This window comes from Acetobacter sp. DmW_125128 (assembly GCF_008704325.1).
GTDB classification, from domain to species: domain Bacteria; phylum Pseudomonadota; class Alphaproteobacteria; order Acetobacterales; family Acetobacteraceae; genus Acetobacter; species Acetobacter oryzifermentans.
On sequence record NZ_VHOP01000006.1, the window covers coordinates 33,477 to 49,915 of the forward strand.

At 50.1% G+C, this 16,439-nt stretch carries 18 protein-coding genes and 1 riboswitch; of the genes, 11 read left to right on the forward strand and 7 right to left on the reverse strand.

What is annotated here, in order from left to right; all coding sequences use genetic code 11:
* Positions 1-9 precede the first annotated feature (9 nt).
* Together cobW and FKW19_RS02450 are read right to left on the reverse strand one after the other, a co-directional pair.
* Positions 10-1,062 (reverse strand): cobalamin biosynthesis protein CobW, encoded by a 1,053-nt coding sequence (gene cobW, locus FKW19_RS02445; protein WP_089179541.1) that lies wholly within the window; start codon positions 1,060-1,062, stop codon positions 10-12.
* Positions 1,059-1,487 carry a DUF1636 domain-containing protein gene (locus tag FKW19_RS02450; protein ID WP_089179542.1) on the reverse strand — a complete coding sequence of 143 codons (429 nt, stop codon included), beginning with the start codon at positions 1,485-1,487 and terminating at the stop codon, positions 1,059-1,061. Before FKW19_RS02450 ends, cobW begins: the two co-directional genes overlap by 4 nt.
* 182 nt (positions 1,488-1,669) lie before the next feature.
* Positions 1,670-1,904: riboswitch (cobalamin riboswitch) on the reverse strand.
* A 206-nt stretch (positions 1,905-2,110) separates the two neighbouring features.
* On the opposite strand from FKW19_RS02450, the gene FKW19_RS02455 reads away from it, so the two are divergent.
* The 3 genes from FKW19_RS02455 (at position 2,111) to FKW19_RS02465 (ending at position 5,583) form a co-directional block, all read left to right on the forward strand.
* Positions 2,111-2,578, forward strand: a complete 468-nt coding sequence (locus tag FKW19_RS02455; protein WP_089179543.1) for a MarR family winged helix-turn-helix transcriptional regulator — start codon at positions 2,111-2,113, stop codon at positions 2,576-2,578.
* Positions 2,568-4,823: an FUSC family protein gene (locus FKW19_RS02460; RefSeq protein ID WP_089179544.1), complete on the forward strand. Its 2,256-nt coding sequence runs from the start codon at positions 2,568-2,570 to the stop codon at positions 4,821-4,823. Before FKW19_RS02455 ends, FKW19_RS02460 begins: the two co-directional genes overlap by 11 nt.
* A gap of 136 nt (positions 4,824-4,959) precedes the next feature.
* Complete coding sequence (locus tag FKW19_RS02465; protein WP_089179545.1) at positions 4,960-5,583, forward strand: acetate uptake transporter; 624 nt, start codon at positions 4,960-4,962, stop codon at positions 5,581-5,583.
* 57 nt (positions 5,584-5,640) lie between these two features.
* Here the strand turns inward: FKW19_RS02465 and FKW19_RS02470 are convergent, their stop codons facing one another.
* Positions 5,641-6,660 carry an enoyl-CoA hydratase/isomerase family protein gene (locus FKW19_RS02470; protein ID WP_089179546.1) on the reverse strand — a complete coding sequence of 340 codons (1,020 nt, stop codon included), beginning with the start codon at positions 6,658-6,660 and terminating at the stop codon, positions 5,641-5,643.
* Between the two features lie 65 nt (positions 6,661-6,725).
* On the opposite strand from FKW19_RS02470, the gene FKW19_RS02475 reads away from it, so the two are divergent.
* Together FKW19_RS02475 and FKW19_RS15315 are read left to right on the forward strand one after the other, a co-directional pair.
* On the forward strand, positions 6,726-7,229 hold the full coding sequence (locus tag FKW19_RS02475) for a flavin reductase (protein WP_006117307.1): 504 nt from the start codon (positions 6,726-6,728) through the stop codon (positions 7,227-7,229).
* A 32-nt stretch (positions 7,230-7,261) separates the two neighbouring features.
* On the forward strand, positions 7,262-7,411 hold the full coding sequence (locus tag FKW19_RS15315; protein WP_162853393.1) for a hypothetical protein: 150 nt from the start codon (positions 7,262-7,264) through the stop codon (positions 7,409-7,411).
* Positions 7,412-7,430: 19 nt separating this feature from the next.
* Here FKW19_RS15315 and FKW19_RS02480 read toward each other — a convergent pair whose 3' ends face one another.
* From FKW19_RS02480 to FKW19_RS02490, 3 genes are read right to left on the reverse strand one after another with little or no spacing between them, the layout of a single operon-like run.
* Entirely contained in the window at positions 7,431-8,225 is a 795-nt protein-coding gene (locus FKW19_RS02480) for a metal ABC transporter permease (RefSeq protein ID WP_089179547.1), read from the reverse strand.
* Positions 8,225-9,031 (reverse strand): metal ABC transporter ATP-binding protein, encoded by an 807-nt coding sequence (locus FKW19_RS02485; protein WP_089179548.1) that lies wholly within the window; start codon positions 9,029-9,031, stop codon positions 8,225-8,227. Before FKW19_RS02485 ends, FKW19_RS02480 begins: the two co-directional genes overlap by 1 nt.
* Positions 9,031-9,933 carry a metal ABC transporter solute-binding protein, Zn/Mn family gene (locus tag FKW19_RS02490; protein ID WP_089179549.1) on the reverse strand — a complete coding sequence of 301 codons (903 nt, stop codon included), beginning with the start codon at positions 9,931-9,933 and terminating at the stop codon, positions 9,031-9,033. Before FKW19_RS02490 ends, FKW19_RS02485 begins: the two co-directional genes overlap by 1 nt.
* A 130-nt stretch (positions 9,934-10,063) precedes the next feature.
* On the opposite strand from FKW19_RS02490, the gene FKW19_RS02495 reads away from it, so the two are divergent.
* Together FKW19_RS02495 and FKW19_RS15645 are read left to right on the forward strand one after the other, a co-directional pair.
* On the forward strand, positions 10,064-10,627 hold the full coding sequence (locus FKW19_RS02495; protein ID WP_035352352.1) for a Fur family transcriptional regulator: 564 nt from the start codon (positions 10,064-10,066) through the stop codon (positions 10,625-10,627).
* Positions 10,628-10,815: 188 nt separating this feature from the next.
* Positions 10,816-11,169: a hypothetical protein gene (locus tag FKW19_RS15645; RefSeq protein WP_035352372.1), complete on the forward strand. Its 354-nt coding sequence runs from the start codon at positions 10,816-10,818 to the stop codon at positions 11,167-11,169.
* Between the two features lie 160 nt (positions 11,170-11,329).
* Here FKW19_RS15645 and FKW19_RS02505 read toward each other — a convergent pair whose 3' ends face one another.
* The gene (locus FKW19_RS02505) at positions 11,330-12,028 is read right to left on the reverse strand and encodes a histone (RefSeq protein ID WP_089179550.1); all 699 of its coding nucleotides are present in this window, start codon (positions 12,026-12,028) and stop codon (positions 11,330-11,332) included.
* Positions 12,029-12,346: 318 nt separating this feature from the next.
* Between FKW19_RS02505 and mtnA the strand changes: the two genes are divergently transcribed.
* The 4 genes from mtnA (at position 12,347) to FKW19_RS02525 (ending at position 16,305) form a co-directional block, all read left to right on the forward strand.
* Entirely contained in the window at positions 12,347-13,444 is a 1,098-nt protein-coding gene (gene mtnA, locus FKW19_RS02510) for an S-methyl-5-thioribose-1-phosphate isomerase (RefSeq protein WP_089179551.1), read from the forward strand.
* Positions 13,445-13,562: 118 nt separating this feature from the next.
* Entirely contained in the window at positions 13,563-14,078 is a 516-nt protein-coding gene (ybaK, locus tag FKW19_RS02515; protein ID WP_035352354.1) for a Cys-tRNA(Pro) deacylase, read from the forward strand.
* 145 nt (positions 14,079-14,223) lie between these two features.
* Positions 14,224-15,150 carry a DUF2272 domain-containing protein gene (locus FKW19_RS02520; protein WP_089179552.1) on the forward strand — a complete coding sequence of 309 codons (927 nt, stop codon included), beginning with the start codon at positions 14,224-14,226 and terminating at the stop codon, positions 15,148-15,150.
* A gap of 114 nt (positions 15,151-15,264) precedes the next feature.
* Positions 15,265-16,305, forward strand: coding sequence for a cysteine synthase A (locus FKW19_RS02525; RefSeq protein WP_089179553.1), 1,041 nt, complete (start codon positions 15,265-15,267; stop codon positions 16,303-16,305).
* Positions 16,306-16,439: the final 134 nt, after the last annotated feature.

Genomic DNA, 16,439 nt, shown 5'->3' on the forward strand with positions numbered 1-16,439 from the left:
CGTCCTTAATCAGGCCGTTACCAAGGTGCCGCCAAGAGCCTTGGCTATGGATGCAGCATCCAGCCCCTTTTGCCCGATCACGACAATGCGGCCTTCTCGTTTTTCGTTAGCGGAAAGAGGACGATCAAATTCGTGCCGGAAACGCACCCCCACACCCTGCACAGCCAAACGCATAGCCTTGCCTGCTACCGCTGCAAAACCTTTCATGCGCAGTACATCATAACGGCGCGCCGTATCCTGCAAGAGCGTTAAAAACTGCTCGACGCTGTGCTGCTCAGGCACGCGCACGACAAAACTTTCAAAGTCATCATGTTCGTGTTCGCCATCCTCTGCATCATGATGAGAAGGACGCGCAGCCAAGTCTGCTTCTGCCGCTGCCCCAATCCCAAGCAATATGGCTGGATCCACCTTGCCTTCTGTGGCACGCACAATCTGAACTGGGCGTGGTGCCGTGTGGCGGATTTCATCTTCAACACGTGTCAGCGCATCTGCATCCAGCAGATCTGTCTTGTTCAACACCACAAGATCTGCGGCATTAATCTGATCTTCAAAAACTTCTGCTAATGGGTTGTCATGATCCAAGGAAGGATCTGCCGCACGCTGCTGGGCAATAGCTTCAGGATCATCTGCAAAACGGCCTGCTGCCACTGCTGGTGCATCTACTACCGTTATCACGCCATCAACTGTCATGCGGTTACGCACTGTTGGCCAACCAAAAGCCTTGAGCAATGGTTTAGGCAGTGCCAAACCAGATGTTTCAATAACCACATGTTCCGGTGGATCAGCCCGATCTAGCAGAGCTTCCATGGTTGGCAGAAAATCATCTGCTACCGTGCAGCACAAGCAACCGTTGGTCAGCTCTACAATGTCATCTTCCTTGCAGCCTTCCACTCCGCATCCGCGCAGGATTTCCCCATCAATGCCAAGGGAACCAAATTCGTTCACCACCACGGCAATACGGTGCCCTGCAGCACGCTGAAGCAGATTACGCAAAAGGGTTGTTTTACCTGCCCCTAAAAAACCAGTGATAATGGTTACAGGCACGCGAGATGCGATTGTCATGAAGGCTCCTGTTCATCATAAAGTTGTGCGGGAACACGCCCCAACACCATATTGGAAAGAGATGCCGGACGGCGCGAAGGCATGACTGTTCCCCGCGCAGACTTTGCATAGAGTTGGGCATAAGACAGCAGATCTTCTGCTTTTTCTGTACCCAGATGTCCTAATAACCATGTCCAACGCTCTGGCATAGCAATGGCTGCAGTGCATCCGCGATCGCAGGCTGCCAAACACTGAACCTGACGCAGCAGAACGGGAGCTTCCTGCCCAGTAGCTTCTGCTTCCTGCACCAAGGCCTGTAAACGTGCATATAGCTGGGCACCCGGCGGTTGATCCATAGCAGGCCCACCGCGCCGACACGTGACACACACATGCAAAACAGGACGATTCTGAGGTGATTTTTGAGAAGAATCGGGAGCTTCGGCCATGCTGTATCCCTGAAATAACCGCCATTCTCAAAGAACAGCCGCTTGACGGGGTGCAGACACCCGGCGCCTCTACCTCAGAGATAAGCAGAGGAAATATACCCTATGGTACATCTATGCCTGCCGGGCACCCCGCCAGCAGCAACGCCAGAACTTAATAATAACTAAGGCCCACCAACATGCTTACGCATACTGGCACCAATGGCAGGTTTCCTGGCTTGTACCCACATATACCCCAGCCTATAGGCCAGAACATAAAACGGCGCTCCCTACCTTCCCAGCCTGCATGCAGACCAGTGGTTGAGGCCCGAAAGCCCTTACGGAACACCATGGGTCACTTACAGTTGCGGGGGCAGCGACGGCCTTGCACCGTTCTTCCCTTTTCATCCCGTAAAGGACACCATTAGCCGGTGCACAATGCGCATAAGCGGCCTTTGCTTTCAACCCGCAGTTTTTATGACCTCACAACTTTAAGCTCTACCATCCGAAACAGGATTGAGGTTTCACGCTAATGTTCCTGTGCTTTGTAGCTTTATTTCCATTATTGACGCGCAAAACAGCTATGTTATATTCGTATGAATATACTTTATATATCAAATATTCTTTAGCTAACTAATGAGGATTCCATGACTTCTCCACGCGTTCTGCCCACACTGGATGAAACGCGTTTTTCAGACATGGCGCTTACCTTCCGTATTATGCGGTTAGCCACAGTCTGGCGCACGCAACTGGACAGGGCCTTGCGCCCCCATGGCATGACATTAGCCAGTATGCGCCCGATGGCTTATTTGATGATGATGCCCGATGGAGCCACGCAAAGTGATCTTGCAGCCGCCATGAACGTGGATTGTTCTGCACTGGTGCGTATTCTGGATTTGTTGGAAAAACAAAAGCTGATCACACGCCAACAGGATATGCAGGACCGGCGCGCCAAAAAGCTTGTGCTCACACCTGCAGGGCAAGAAAGATGTGTGCTGTTTCACACTATTTCTGCACAGCTTGAACAGACTGTCCGCCAGAACCTCACAGAAGACCAAGTGCGTAGCTTAATTCATGATCTTTCCTGCATGCTGGAAACACATCATGAACGCTAGATCCGAGCAAAGCAGTAACACACTATCTTCCTTTAACGCTGTGTTCTCCCGCTGCTTACCTGCCCTTTTTTCTGATGAAGCCCAGTGGAATGCCTTTAAGGCTACCGCAGGCTATTCTGCCCGCGTCTTTTTATGCATTGGCATTGCCGTTTTTCTGGCGTTCATGTTCCAGCTTCACTCTCCCCTCAGTGCAGCCACAACTGTTCTTATTGTGGCAAATCCAACTGTAGGGGCTATGGTTTCCAAAAGCGTATGGCGTGTTATCGGCACAGTTATTGGTGCCGTTATCAGCATTGGCATTATGGCTATATTTGTACAGTCCCCTGTTCTGTATTTTGCGGCTCTTTCTGTTTTTGTCGGAATAGCCTGCATGGTCGCCACATTCCTGCGCTTTTTTCGCGCCTATGCTGCTGTATTAACCGGTTATACAATTGTTATTATTGCCGCACCTGCTTTTGCGGACCCAGACAATATTTTTCTTTCTGCAATGGGGCGACTTTCTGCCGTAGTAACCGGTGTGGTGGTAACGGCTTGTGTATTTATGGTAACAAGCCCCCGTAAACCCAGTGCGGTGATGGAAAAACTGGGCAACGCCTTTCGTGACACCATTCTCCACGCAAAAAACTTTCATGCACAGGAAGGTATTTCTTCTCACCCAGAAGAAAATACGGAAAAAGAAAACAATCCTTCCGAAATAACAGATACTACAACCACAGGCACAGCATTCCGTAGCCTGCCGCAACCTCTTTATGATAGCCGCAGCCGCCTTCTGGCGGGTATGGCAGGATTAACACCAGCCATAGAATTTGCCGCAGCAGATGACCCCGACATGCAGGCCCGTATTTCCAACCTGCGCTTGGCACTTAACCGTTTAACCGGGCTTATTGTCAGCTATCATCCTTATTGGCTCAATCTCTCTTTGGTAGATGCGCAATCACGCCCTGTGCATCAGTATGTTGCCGAAACATTAGAGCAGATTCTGCACCTTACAGAACAACCCGGCTGGCTGGAAAACCCCGCCCCGGTTTCTGCCTGCCTGCATGAATGCCTGAAAAATCTGGAACAACTTTCACGCAACAATCCGGCACCCAGTTTGCTGGCCACATTGGATAATACGCGTGATATTTTGGTACAGATAGATCTTGCCCTATACGATCTTACAAGCCTGCGCCGCGATCGTGAATCTTCCCACACACGCCAATATCTGGAATGGCCTGTAGCCTTGCGCAATGGTGTGCGCGGCATGTTCATTGCACTTCTGGCTGGCATGCTGTGGTATGTGTTCCACTGGAGCGCAGGCCCTATGCTGATTGTGTATGTAGTCGCCGCATCAAGCCTGCTTTCAACAGCTCCCTCCGCCGGTAAAGCAAGCCCCATGATGGCAACAGGCACCATGTTGGCTGTGCCTATGGGTTTTTTATGCCATTCCCTGTTTCTGCCTCGTATAGATGGCTACCCGCTTTTATGGCTAACTCTCTGCCTGTTTCTACTACCTGGTGTATGGTTGCAATTTCACCCGCGCTACAGCATTGGTGCATTTGGATATGCAGTGTTTTTCACCATGCTGCTCTCTATTAACAACCCTATTATTTATAATGATCTCGCACTCACCAATAACTGGATAACCATGGTAGCAGCCTGCATACTTCTGGTGCTGGTTTTCCGGGTTATTCTGCCGCCAGACCATCGGTTGGATGCTGCGCGGCTGGTTTCTTCCCTTACGCGCAGCCTGCAACAACTCGCTCTTTCCCACAGTAACAAGCCCGTGCAATGGATTGCATGGGAAGGTCTCCAACTTCAAAAAATCACGCGGCTGATGATGCGTCTTTCCTTTATTCCTTCCGGAATAGACCGGCAGGGCTATACAGATGCGGCCTTTGCAACACTTTCTCTAGGTCGGCTAATTTTACGCCTGCGCTGGAATGCAGAACATACCAAGCTTGATGCGCAAGCCCACGCTGCTCTTGAAAATGCATTAAAAGCCTTTGCCCTATTGCGGCATACCCCACTGGCTACGGCAGATGCTCTGGAGCAGGCTGCTGCAATTCTCCATACAACCGCCACAGATCAGAATGGTGCCTCCCTTATGCGGGATAGAACCATCTCCTGCCTCATGCAAGCAGCGGGCATTATCCGCGCCATTCCCGGGTTTTATGGCAAATACGGCCCCATCCATCGCTCTGTGGATGAGGTTGGGGCAAATGCCTCTGTTTCTACACTTATGGAGTCTACTTCTGTGGGATGAAATAAAGAAAAAAGTTTCCTAAAATAAAAGTCATGATGATGAATTTAATTTTATCTAAATTTTCTTTTTATAGAGAACTTCTGCTCTGCCATTTACTTAATGCTTAAGTCATCACTCATAACAAGAAGTATCTGGCATGGCATATTCCGACACCTCGCCTCCGGTGACATACCGAAGAGCCAACCCAGCCCCATTAGGCTTAATGGGCTTTGGGTTAACAACCGTTCTTCTCAATTTACATAATGCAGATCTGGTACCTATGGGTTCTGTCATTCTGGCCATGGGGCTAACATTTGGGGGTGTTGCCCAAATTCTGGCGGGAATGCTGGAATATGGCAATGGCAATACCTTTGGCATGACAGCTTTTAGCGCCTACGGTGCTTTCTGGCTTTCGTTCGTGGCACTTATTGGCCTACCTCATACTGGCATTGTGGATGCCAGTAGCCCTAACCTTGTAGGAAGCTACCTACTCGCGTGGGGATTGTTCACATTTATCATGTTTATTGCCACGCTCCGTGCCTCACGGGCGCATCAGATTATTTTTCTAAGCCTGACAGTTCTATTCGCTCTCCTTGCCGCGGGTGATATGCTGGCTATGCCAGTTGTTACACAGTTTGCTGGGTATGAAGGATTGTTCTGCGGTTTTTCCGCCATCTATCTCGCTGCTGCTGAAATTCTGGAGGACGCCTTTGGATATGCAGTACTGCCGATTGGCAAACCTGCACCGGCTTCCATAGCTTTCCGAACTGCAGCCGCCTAAACACCCCAAAAACATTATGCCCCGCAGCACAAAATGCTCCGGGGCGACATGTTTGCATTACTTCTCAAAACAATTTTGAGCTTCCTGCTTATTCACTTCCGCCAAAGTTGGCGGCATCCACGCAGGCTGGTTATCTTTATCAATCAAACGTGCCCGAATTCCCTCTACAAAATCTGGCCGGGCCACCATATGGCGCACCATATTTTCCTCCAGCACAAAAGCTGCATGTAACGAGGAAGCAGCCCGTGCCTGGTACCATCCATACCATGCTACCTGCACAGAAAACGGACAAGCACGTGATAAAGCTTCAAGATCCTCTTGCGCATCTTCTGATCCGTCCGCTTTCAATTTTTCAATAACCTGCAAGATATCTGGCGCATCATAACAGGAATCCAAACTTTGCACGTCCAGACTTTCAGGCTGGGAATGAAGGCGGCTGAATACATGTTCTGCACTTTCAACGCTCAACGTTTCTCTTAAATCTATAAGAGAAGCCGATGAAACCAGAACATCTGCAAACCCCATGGCTATGGCCTCTGCTCCGTTCATGCGCCCACCGGTAACGGCACGCCGTAAACCAGAAAAACCAGGCGCACGCGCTAATAACCAGCTTCCTCCTGCATCGGGAGCCAAACCAATAGCCGTTTCCGGCATAGCCAACACAGATGCTTCCGTAACCACCCGATACCGCACATGGCCACCCAAGCCGATACCACCCCCCATAGCTACGCCATCTAAAAAGGAAACAATGGGTTTTTTGTAATCTGCCAACAACAGCATCACATCATATACGCGCTTCATCAGTTCATATGCCGCCAATGCCCCTTGGGCTTTCAGACGATCATAAATGGCGCGTAGGTCTCCCCCTGCGCAAAAGGCACGCGAGCTGCTGCTTTCCAGAAGAATGGTATGGACGGAAGGATCATGCCGCCACATTTCCAAAGCGGCTTTTACGCCGTTGGCCATACTGCTATCAACGGCATTCAACCGTTTGGGGCGGTCTAAAATAATACGTCCCAGATGCCCTTCCTGCTGCATTGTTACGCCAGATACGGCGGAAAGAATTTGCTCTGTCATTGCTTTCCTCTTTATTTCGTGCACAAACACGTACGAACCATCTTTGATTGATTTAAGGAGAGCAGATGTTGGCTCCGGAGACCAGCGCCTACCGCGATGCCATGGCCCGACTTGGCGCAGCTGTGAACATTGTTACAACAGGAACGCTGGAAAACCCCGTTGGTTTTACAGCCTCCGCAGTGTGTTCCGTAACAGATACCCCACCTACGCTCTTGGTCTGCCTGAACCGTGGAAGCCGTGCCAGACAGGCTTTTCATGAAGGTAGCGCATTATGCGTAAACGTGCTGGCATCTACCCAGCAGCATCTCTCTAACCTTTTTGCCAGCCCCAACTCCATGCAGGAGCGATTTGCCACTGGGCATTGGAGCGCCTTGGCAACAGGCGCACCTGTACTGGAAGAAGCTGTAGCCTCGTTTGACTGCAAGATCAGCCAGATTGTAGAAGTTGGCACACACAGCGTAATGTTTGGTATTGTGCAAGCGTTACGCACCCATGCAACCGCACATGGGCTTGTTTATTTTAATAGAATGTATCACGCTCTGCCCCATACTCCAGCCCTAAAGCCCTAAGGGCTTTAGGCATACAATCAAGGTGTTGAAACATGTCACAGGATTATCATGATGATTATCCAGTAAAAGGGGATGATGATTATATCCCGTTTATTACTGTCAAAGCCCTGATTATCATGCATGTTGTGCTGCTAGCAGTCGTAGCTTTATGGTCTTGGCTGGATTGGTCCTTGCCGCAGTAACAAGGGCTAGCTAGATTTTTTAGCTGCCCCGCAAGCGGCAAAACAGACTGGCGGTTATAAATACACCGCCACCTAACGCTGCAATCCAAAATGCTGTAGGGCAATTGGTGTACCAAGCCAACACCAAACCCAACCAAGCTTCCAGCAACGCAAGTAACGTTGCAATGCCCATTCCCAATAAGGATGAAAAACCCATACGCAAACTTGCTGCGGCAGGCGCAATCATAAGCGTAAATACCAGCAAAACACCTGTGATCTGGGCACATTGCGCTGTAGCTACAGCAACAATCATGAGAAAAAGAATATCAAGCAGGCGCATATTCACACCCCGCGCCTCTGCTTGCTCTGGCTGAAGCGATGCAAAAAGAAGCGGCCTTGCCACAAATGCCAGCGCTATCAAACAAGCTACGGAAAGAACACCCAGCCAGCCTAACATAGAAGACCCAATACCCAGAATATCACCAAAAAGCAGTGCTGTGGCTGAACTGGCAGAATGGGTTAGAAAATGCAGGCACAGCGCCCCAAAGCCCATGGCGACAGAAAGCACTAGTCCGATTGTTACGTCTCGGCCTACCAGCCTATCTCCCACCAGCCCTATGGCAACACCGCCACCAACAGCACCAAGCCCAAGTCCAAGCAAAGCGGGCTGACCTAACAGAAGGGCTGCAGCGGCTCCGGCAAAGCCTACGTGCGAAAGCGCATGACTGGCAAAGCTTTGCCCACGCAAGACAAGAAACCACCCCACAGGCCCACACACCAGCGCCGCCAAAAACGCTGCCAGAAAAGCGGTGCGCATAAATTCATACTCAAGCATCAAGCACTATGCCCCACGCACATACAGGACTGAAGTGATGCCCCACCACCTTCTGCCACAACAAATAATCTGTTTCCCGCCTTAATCACCTCAACCGGTGCGCCGTAAAGTGCACTGAGTGTTTGGGTTGTCATCACATCTTCCACGCGCCCCAGCACTGCCTTGCCATGCGCCATGTAAAGAACATGATCCATCAACCCCATAAGAGGGTTGATATCATGGGTAGACATGAGCACCGTTATATTCCTGTCTCGTGCCAGTGTATGAATACGTTCTGCTGTTTCACGCATACGAACAGGATCTAGGCTGGCCAAAGGCTCATCAAGCAACAAGATATGTGGGTTATCCAGCAATGCCTGCGCCAACATAAGCCGCTGCCTTTCTCCCCCGGAAAGGGAGCCTACCGGTCGCCGCGCCAGATCCTGCGCATCTACTGCGGCCAAAGCTGCATCAATATCCGCTCTAGCCTGTTTGCCGTAAAATGGCAGGCCCCATTTCCACCCCTGCTGCGCAGCGGCAACTGTGCTCCAGCCGCTAAGTTGTGCAGCCACCATAGCGCGCACCTGAGGCATATACCCTATAGGCATACGGCCCTTTTGCACCGGCTGGCCTTCTATCCATATTTGGCCAGCCGAAAGTTTTTCCAACCCCAGAAGAGTTCTAAACAGGGTTGTCTTTCCAGCCCCATTTCCACCCAAAACAGCTACAAAACTGCCTGTAGGAATTGTAAAACTGATATTATCCAGCACTGTTTTTTTCTGGCGTAACAGAGTTACGCCAGCCACTTGCACAGCAGAAGATGACATTACGGCGCAACACCAAGAAAATGCGCAACTTGCGTAAGAGTTGAACTGATCCATATTTGCCAATGGGTATCCTGCGGCATAATTTCCGCTAGCGGCAGAATAGGCACATCTGCTTTATGGGCCAGATCTATCAAACGTTTGCTGGCTGGTTCTTCCACCTGCACATTATAGGCAAGTAGCCGTAGTTTTTTTTGAGCAAGATCTTGCTCAAATGCAGCAACAGCAACAGGTGGAGGTTCAACATCATTCATGATTGCAATCTGAAAGGCATTTTCCTTCATGTCCAAACCAAGGTAACTGGCCAGCGGGGTAAATAGAGGTTCTGTTGCGGCCACAGCCATACCTTGCACATGCGGGCGTAATGCTGCGGCCTGGGCCTGTACGCTGGCAATATCAGCCCCCAACTTCCGAGCCCGCTCAGCATATGCTTTTGCGTGTGCTGGATCTGCTTGCTCGCACGCTTTTCCAAATCTTTGAGCAAAATCTGCCACAGCGTTCAAATCATACCATAAATGGGCATTCCCGCCCTCGTGCCACCCAGACCATGTATCTGCACGCACATACCGCGCCTGCGGCAAAGCAGAAGCCTGCACCAAATGATCCATCCATGCATCGTATCCCGCACCATTGGCTACAACCAACGTAGCATCTGCCACACGCCGCGCATCATCCGGTGTAGGAGCATATAAATGCGGATCAACAGCAGGTGATACAAGTATAGATGTCACGTGCATGTCTGGCTCAGCAATCTGCGCAGCCAAGTCCCCCCATGTATTTTCTGCCGCCACAACAGACAAAGGGCGCGCGGCCGCACTACCTGTGCCCATGGTTGCAAAACCAAGCACAGCCACCATGCCCAACAACATCCGGCGTGAAGTGCCTTTTGTTTTCATCAATTCCATACGCGTTATCCTACCATGCTTGAATGCAATGTAATATTATTACATTTTATCAGCTGCACGTCACCTCCTCACCCGCGCAAATTTGGTCTTCACCTCTCAGATCAGTTACGCTAAGAAATACAGAGAACGGATGATGAACATGCCCCACCCTACGTCTTCTTCCACAGCAACCTCAGCTCATGCCTTTCCTGCGCATATTGAGCATCAACTCGATAAAGCTACTGCTCTATGCACCCAACAAGGTGCGCGAATGACGGCCCAGCGCCGTGATGTGCTCGGGCTTATTCTTATGCATGCGCGTCCAGTTGGGGCATATGATCTGCTGGAAGAACTTAAAACAGCAGAACGGCGCCCCGCCCCTCCTACAGTATATCGGGCACTCGATTTTCTACTTGAACACGGCCTGATCCACCGTATTGAACGCTTGTCTGCTTTTATTCCCTGCACCAATCTGCGCCATTGTTCTCATACGCATGAGCACTCGGAAGCCTGCTTACATACGGCCCAGTTTCTCATCTGCCGCAACTGCAAAGCCGTAACAGAAATAGCGGATACAACTGTTCTGGAAACCCTGAAACACATTTGTAAAAACGAAGACTTTGTAATTCAGAGCACCTCGGTTGAAGTGGAAGGGCTATGTGCAGAGTGTGCATCAAAACGGCCCACAAAAGAGATCCCTCATCAAGGTGCATAATGGGTAATCATCACCTGTTGTCATTACAGAATACATTACCGGGGCTGCCTCTGCCTTTTGCGAAAGAAAGACAACGTACAACCAACTCAAAACCACATCATGTTCAACAGAAGCACCGAACCGACGCGAAAGAAACGCAAACGGACTTATTCTCACTTCCGCTTCTTCCACCCTTACGCACACATTTTTTGCCAGATGAGATCCGTCTGACACGCATACCTTCCTTGGCAGCCACGCACGCCAAGGAAGCAGGCAATTTTCTGTATCATATTACTGATGCCCCCGTAGCATCTCTGTTGTTACAAAACGGGCTTCCCCTAAATAAGCGGCACCCTCTTATGCTAACAGAGCAGAACGGCATTAGTGCGTGGTTGGCAAAGATATCGGAATATCTACACGGCAATGCTTCCGAAAAAGCCGTTATCCTACGGTTGCGCCGTGTTATGGTAGAAGATGCACTTGAACCTGATCTTGACCATACGGCAGAATTTGCAAGCAACTGCTATCTGCTAAGCGGCAACTTTAATCGTACGATTAGCTAAAAAGGGAACTCTATTTTCGTATGCCATCTGCATATATTCACAGATAGATCCAGAATATTTAATTAAAAAAAAGCCCACCCCGTTTTTACCGGAATGGGCTCTTTTTAAAACAACATTATTTTACTGATAAATCTCTAAACCAGATAAAATACCGTTATATTTAGGATGCCCGGGTGCGACGGGTTGTTTTAGCCTTTGTCTTCCGTGCTGCGGGTGCCTTTGCCGAAGTTTTTTCAGCCTCTGCTGCTGCCAAACGTTCATACCGTTTACGGCGACGTTCTTCCTGCACAATACGCAGCTTTTCCACGGCAGAAAGCTTCTTTTTAGCTGCGGGTTCTACAACACGCACAGTCCGCTTACGGGTTGCTGGAACTGCTGGTTTTGCAACCTTGCTGGCTGCTGTTGCTTTTGGGGTACGTGTAGCACGCACAGGTTTGGCTGCCTCAACCTTAGTAGCTGACTTTGCAGTTTTACGCGTTGATGCAGTGACCGGAGCTTTAGCAGCACGTGTTGCTTTGGTTGCACGCACCGGCTTTTCCACAACGTCTTCCGCTTTGGCTTTAGTGCGCCGCGTTGGCTTGGGAGCAACCTTGCTTTCAGCCTTAGCTGCTACTGTTTTTTTACGTGCCGTTGTTTTAGGCGCTACTGTTTTTTCTTCAGCAGGCTTACGGGCAGCAGCTTTACGCACATAAGAACGGCGTGGCTTAGGAGCTTCTGGCTCTGCTTCAAAATCAAAAAGTTCTTCTACTTCGACAACTTTTGCGCGAGATGTGCGCTTTTTGGGGGTTGCGGCGGCAACTTTACGCTTAGAAACCGTTTTACCCGCAGCAGGTTTTCGGCGGGTTCTTGTCTCACTCATTTTAACTCCCTCTCAACCTCCTTTAAAAATAAGGAGATATATAAACAAAATTTTTAAACTTCAAAACTTCTCTAACTGAAGCACATACCTACAAGAACAGGTATAGCCTTAGATTTTCATTCTACATAACAAATGCTATAGAAAATGCAAAAAAATACTTTCAGATTTAAAGATATATTTCATTCTTCTGATCTATTTACCTTAAAAATGTTCTAAATACGTTCTCAAAAATTTCATGTGCTTGTACCCTGTTGCCCAAAACAGGTAATCATCCTTATATCCTAAACGCAGACCTCTCCTTCTCACGGAACATGCTTCATGAAAATCAATGGCACCTCTTTCCGCAGTGTATGGGTTGATGAAAAAGACCTGTGGTCTATTCATATTTTCGATCAGACACGCCTTCCCTTTTCACTGGACATCCTGCGGCTTACAACTGTTCAGGATGTAGCCCATGCCATTACCAGTATGCAGGTACGTGGTGCTCCGCTTATTGGTGCTGTTGCCGCATATGGTCTGGCATTGGCATTACGCACAGACAGCAGCGATACCAGTCTTGAACAAAACGCAGCCATGCTTGCAGCAACACGCCCTACCGCCATAAATTTGCGTTGGGCGCTTGAAAGAATGCTAAATACTCTCCGGCCTATCCCACCAGAAAGCCGGATATCCGCTGCTTATGCAGAAGCCCTGCGTATTTGCAATGAAGATGCAGCCCAAAATGAAGCTATTGGCAGGCATGGCCTTAAACTTTTGCAGGATATTGCCGCCAAAAAAGAAAAAGGCCAGCGCCTGAACATTTTAACCCACTGTAATGCTGGATGGATTGCCACAGTGGATTGGGGGACAGCCTTGGCCCCTATTTACATGGCGCATGATCTGGGCCTGAACGTGCATGTGTGGGTAGATGAAACACGCCCACGCAACCAGGGCGCTGCCCTTACTGCATGGGAACTCGGCAGCCACGGTGTTCCGCATACTGTTATTACAGATAATGCAGGAGGCCATATGATGCAGCATGGCCAAGTTGATATTGTTATTGTTGGAACAGACCGCGTAACACGCAATGGAGATGTTGCGAACAAAATAGGCACTTATCTGAAAGCTCTAGCTGCGCAGGACAATAAAATACCATTCTGGGTTGCATTACCTTCTACAACCATAGATTGGCGTATTGCCGATGGTATCCGTGATATTCCTATTGAAGAACGTGCAGCATCCGAAGTTACGCACGTGCAGGGGCGTATGACAGACGGAAAAATAGGTTCCGTGCAAATCACTCCAGATCATAGCCCTGCAGCTAACCCCGCCTTTGATGTCACACCCTCCAGACTTGTAACTGGGCTGATTACAGAAAAAGGCTGCTGCCCTGCTACAGAAAGCGGTCTCCTCGGCCTGTTCCCCAACCATACGTAAAGACCATTCTGCATACCGCTATGTTGCATGGCGGTATGCAGCCTCCATGACTTGACGCTAAGAGTAACTATTGAATAAGCGAAACCATGTGCATGCCTTGCAAAAGGCACAATGCTTCATGGATTTTCCAGAAAGGGCTACCATGTCAGAAACCATTGAAACACCAACAACGCAGTTTCTGACTGCTCATGGCGTTGCCTTTACCCTGCATGATTATGATTATGTATCAGACCCCGGAAAAATTGGCCTACATGCCGCTGCTGGTATTGGTATCGACCAAAACAAGGTTTTTAAAACCCTAATGGTTGAAATTGATAAAAAGCAGATTGTTTGCGTGGCCATTCCTGTTCATAAAAAAATGGATCTGAAAAAAGTAGCCACCCTGTTTGGGGGACGCAACGCGCGTATGCTGGGTGCAGAAAAAGCCGAAGCCCTAACTGGGTTTAAGGTGGGGGGTATCAGCCCCTTTGGCGCACGCACGCAAGTACCGGTTGTATTGGACGAAAGTGTTCTCAAACTGGATACACTCTATATTAATGGCGGCGGCAGAGGTTTGGTGGTGGCACTTAAACCGGCAGACGCCATCCAGTGCGTCAATGCCCGCATGGCAGATGTAACCGTGCCTGACGCCTGATAACACAGGCGCAAAAAAGAAACAGACGCCGCACAAAAACACAAACCCTCTTCCACCCAGAACAACAGGCGCTTATTGCTATATCATTCAGACTTCCGACCAATGGTTGTCTCGCGCTCCGGATCTGCCGGAGAGTTGTTCTGGTATGGAGACGAGATTGTCACGCAAGCTTACCGTTGCCCTGCTGGCCCCTTTGTGTCTGGCAGCATGTGCCACTCAGCAACCACAGCCAGGTGCACGCCCCACCCCAAGCGCTGCTTCCAGCACCAACGCTTGGAACACAGCCAGTGGTGGCTACGGCTATGGTGGCCATGTGCCGGATTTTGCCACCCGCAATTTTGAGCCCTTTAACCGGCAGGATGTTGTTGGAATTGCCATGCGTGAATGGCGCCTGTTTGGAAGCCCGGTGAATGATGATGACCCGGAACAGCGCCCAGAACCACAAGTGGCCTCTGTTAAGCCAGAACGCGCGCCCGGCCTGTGGGAACGCGTAGGAGAATACTGGTGGATTGGTATGGACCCGGACATGACCGAAACATCATGGACCGGTAAACACGATGCCAACGGCCGACTAACCGACTTTGTGCATGATGGATCTTATGCGTGGTCCGCTGCTTTTATTTCCTACGTTATGCGCGTAGCCGGGGCCAACAGCCGTTTCCCCTATTCTCCCAATCATTCTACTTACATCAACGCAGCAGCTTCTGGGCAATCTCCCATTTTGCGGGCGCAAGACCCTGCAAATTACACCCCAAAACCCGGTGATCTGATCTGCGTTGCACGTGGCCGTAGCAAAGACACTATCCGATTTACCAGCCTACCAACATCTTACGGGTTTCCTGCCCATTGCGGCTTTGTTGTAGCAGTTGGCCAGAATGGGCAGCCTTTTGGTCGGCAGATCAGCATTATCGGCGGCAATATTGATGATGCCGTGGCCCTGACACATGTACCAACAGACACCCAAGGGCGCCTCACCTCCCCCGATGGTCAGAGCTATGATTCACGCTATCCGTGGGCGGCGGTGCTGGAAGTGCTGTACGATGCTGAACAGGAACCAACAGCTGGCCAATAAAAAAAACTGCACAAGCTGCCATGTTCCATCTGTTTGCCCTTGGGGCAGAATTTTCAGGTGGGGCATGATAGTCTGATCAACGCATTATAACGTGACAGCATAAGGTGTAACCAAATGACTGAAAATGCCGTTTCCACCCCTCATCCCGGCTGGACCACACTTTCTGCCGACATGCCGGGTGCTGTGGGCGGAACCCCACTGGTACGCCTGCGCAAAGCGTCTGAAGCCACGGGGTGTGATATTTACGGCAAGGCCGAATTCATGAATCCGGGCGGTTCCGTCAAGGATCGTGCAGCGCTGGCTATTATTGAAGATGCAGAACGCCGTGGCGTGCTAAAACCCGGAGGCACCATTGTTGAAGGTACGGCAGGCAACACAGGCATCGGCCTCACACTGGTTGCCAATGCGCGCGGGTATAAATGCGTTATTGTCATGCCCGAAACTCAGAGTCAGGAAAAAATCGGCTTCCTACGCATGATTGGGGCAGACCTTCGCCTTGTACCAGCCAAGCCTTACCGTGATCCGGGCAATTATGTACACGTTTCACGCCGTCTTTCCGAAGAAAACGGATGGGTGTGGGCCAACCAGTTTGACAACATTGCCAACCGTGAAGGCCACCGCGCCACCACCGCGCCAGAAATCTGGCAGCAGATGGGCGGCAAGGTAGATGCCTTTACCTGCGCTTGCGGCACAGGCGGCACGCTGGCTGGCATAGCCTTGGGCCTGCACGATGCAGCCAAACGCGATGGCGTAGCTGCCCCCCGTATTGTGCTGGCAGACCCAGAAGGTTCTGGCCTGTATGGCTGGGTGAAAAGCAATGACCTATCTGTTTCTGGTTCTTCCATTACAGAAGGCATTGGCCAGTCCCGTGTAACGGGCAATCTGGAAGGCGCACCTATTGATGATGCCGAGCGGATTCCAGACCCGGAAGCCCTGGACATTATTTATAGCCTGCTAGGTGAAGAAGGCCTTTCCGTTGGTGGATCTTCTGGCATTAACGTGGCTTCTGCAATCCGCACCGCACGCAAACTTGGCCCGGGGCATCGGATTGTCACCATTCTTTGCGATGGTGGTGCCCGTTATGAATCCAAACTGTTCAACCCTGAATTTTTGCGAGCAAAAAATTTGCCAATCGCACCTTGGTTGAACAAGTAAGATATTTGACAAGGAACCAATAAAAAAGGCCGGGGGCTTTACATCCACCCGGCCTTTTTTACGATGGGAAACTTATTCCCACTCGATTGTAAATTATACAACATTTCACTTTAAATACAACATCTTATGGTATG

Bases quoted from the DNA above. Each gene is read 5' to 3' on its own strand.
- FKW19_RS02465 (WP_089179545.1), top strand. From the start codon at position 4,960: ATGGCATATTCCGACACCTCGCCTCCGGTGACATACCGAAGAGCCAAC.
- cobW (WP_089179541.1), bottom strand. From the start codon at position 1,062: ATGACAATCGCATCTCGCGTGCCTGTAACCATTATCACTGGTTTTTTA.
- FKW19_RS02470 (WP_089179546.1), bottom strand. From the start codon at position 6,660: ATGACAGAGCAAATTCTTTCCGCCGTATCTGGCGTAACAATGCAGCAG.
- FKW19_RS02455 (WP_089179543.1), top strand. From the start codon at position 2,111: ATGACTTCTCCACGCGTTCTGCCCACACTGGATGAAACGCGTTTTTCA.
- FKW19_RS02505 (WP_089179550.1), bottom strand. From the start codon at position 12,028: ATGAGTGAGACAAGAACCCGCCGAAAACCTGCTGCGGGTAAAACGGTT.
- FKW19_RS02460 (WP_089179544.1), top strand. From the start codon at position 2,568: ATGAACGCTAGATCCGAGCAAAGCAGTAACACACTATCTTCCTTTAAC.
- FKW19_RS02450 (WP_089179542.1), bottom strand. From the start codon at position 1,487: ATGGCCGAAGCTCCCGATTCTTCTCAAAAATCACCTCAGAATCGTCCT.
- FKW19_RS02495 (WP_035352352.1), top strand. From the start codon at position 10,064: ATGATGAACATGCCCCACCCTACGTCTTCTTCCACAGCAACCTCAGCT.
- mtnA (WP_089179551.1), top strand. From the start codon at position 12,347: ATGAAAATCAATGGCACCTCTTTCCGCAGTGTATGGGTTGATGAAAAA.
- FKW19_RS02480 (WP_089179547.1), bottom strand. From the start codon at position 8,225: ATGCTTGAGTATGAATTTATGCGCACCGCTTTTCTGGCAGCGTTTTTG.
- FKW19_RS02475 (WP_006117307.1), top strand. From the start codon at position 6,726: ATGTTGGCTCCGGAGACCAGCGCCTACCGCGATGCCATGGCCCGACTT.
- FKW19_RS02490 (WP_089179549.1), bottom strand. From the start codon at position 9,933: ATGGAATTGATGAAAACAAAAGGCACTTCACGCCGGATGTTGTTGGGC.
- FKW19_RS02525 (WP_089179553.1), top strand. From the start codon at position 15,265: ATGACTGAAAATGCCGTTTCCACCCCTCATCCCGGCTGGACCACACTT.
- FKW19_RS02485 (WP_089179548.1), bottom strand. From the start codon at position 9,031: ATGTCATCTTCTGCTGTGCAAGTGGCTGGCGTAACTCTGTTACGCCAG.
- ybaK (WP_035352354.1), top strand. From the start codon at position 13,563: ATGGATTTTCCAGAAAGGGCTACCATGTCAGAAACCATTGAAACACCA.
- FKW19_RS15315 (WP_162853393.1), top strand. From the start codon at position 7,262: ATGTCACAGGATTATCATGATGATTATCCAGTAAAAGGGGATGATGAT.
- FKW19_RS02520 (WP_089179552.1), top strand. From the start codon at position 14,224: ATGGAGACGAGATTGTCACGCAAGCTTACCGTTGCCCTGCTGGCCCCT.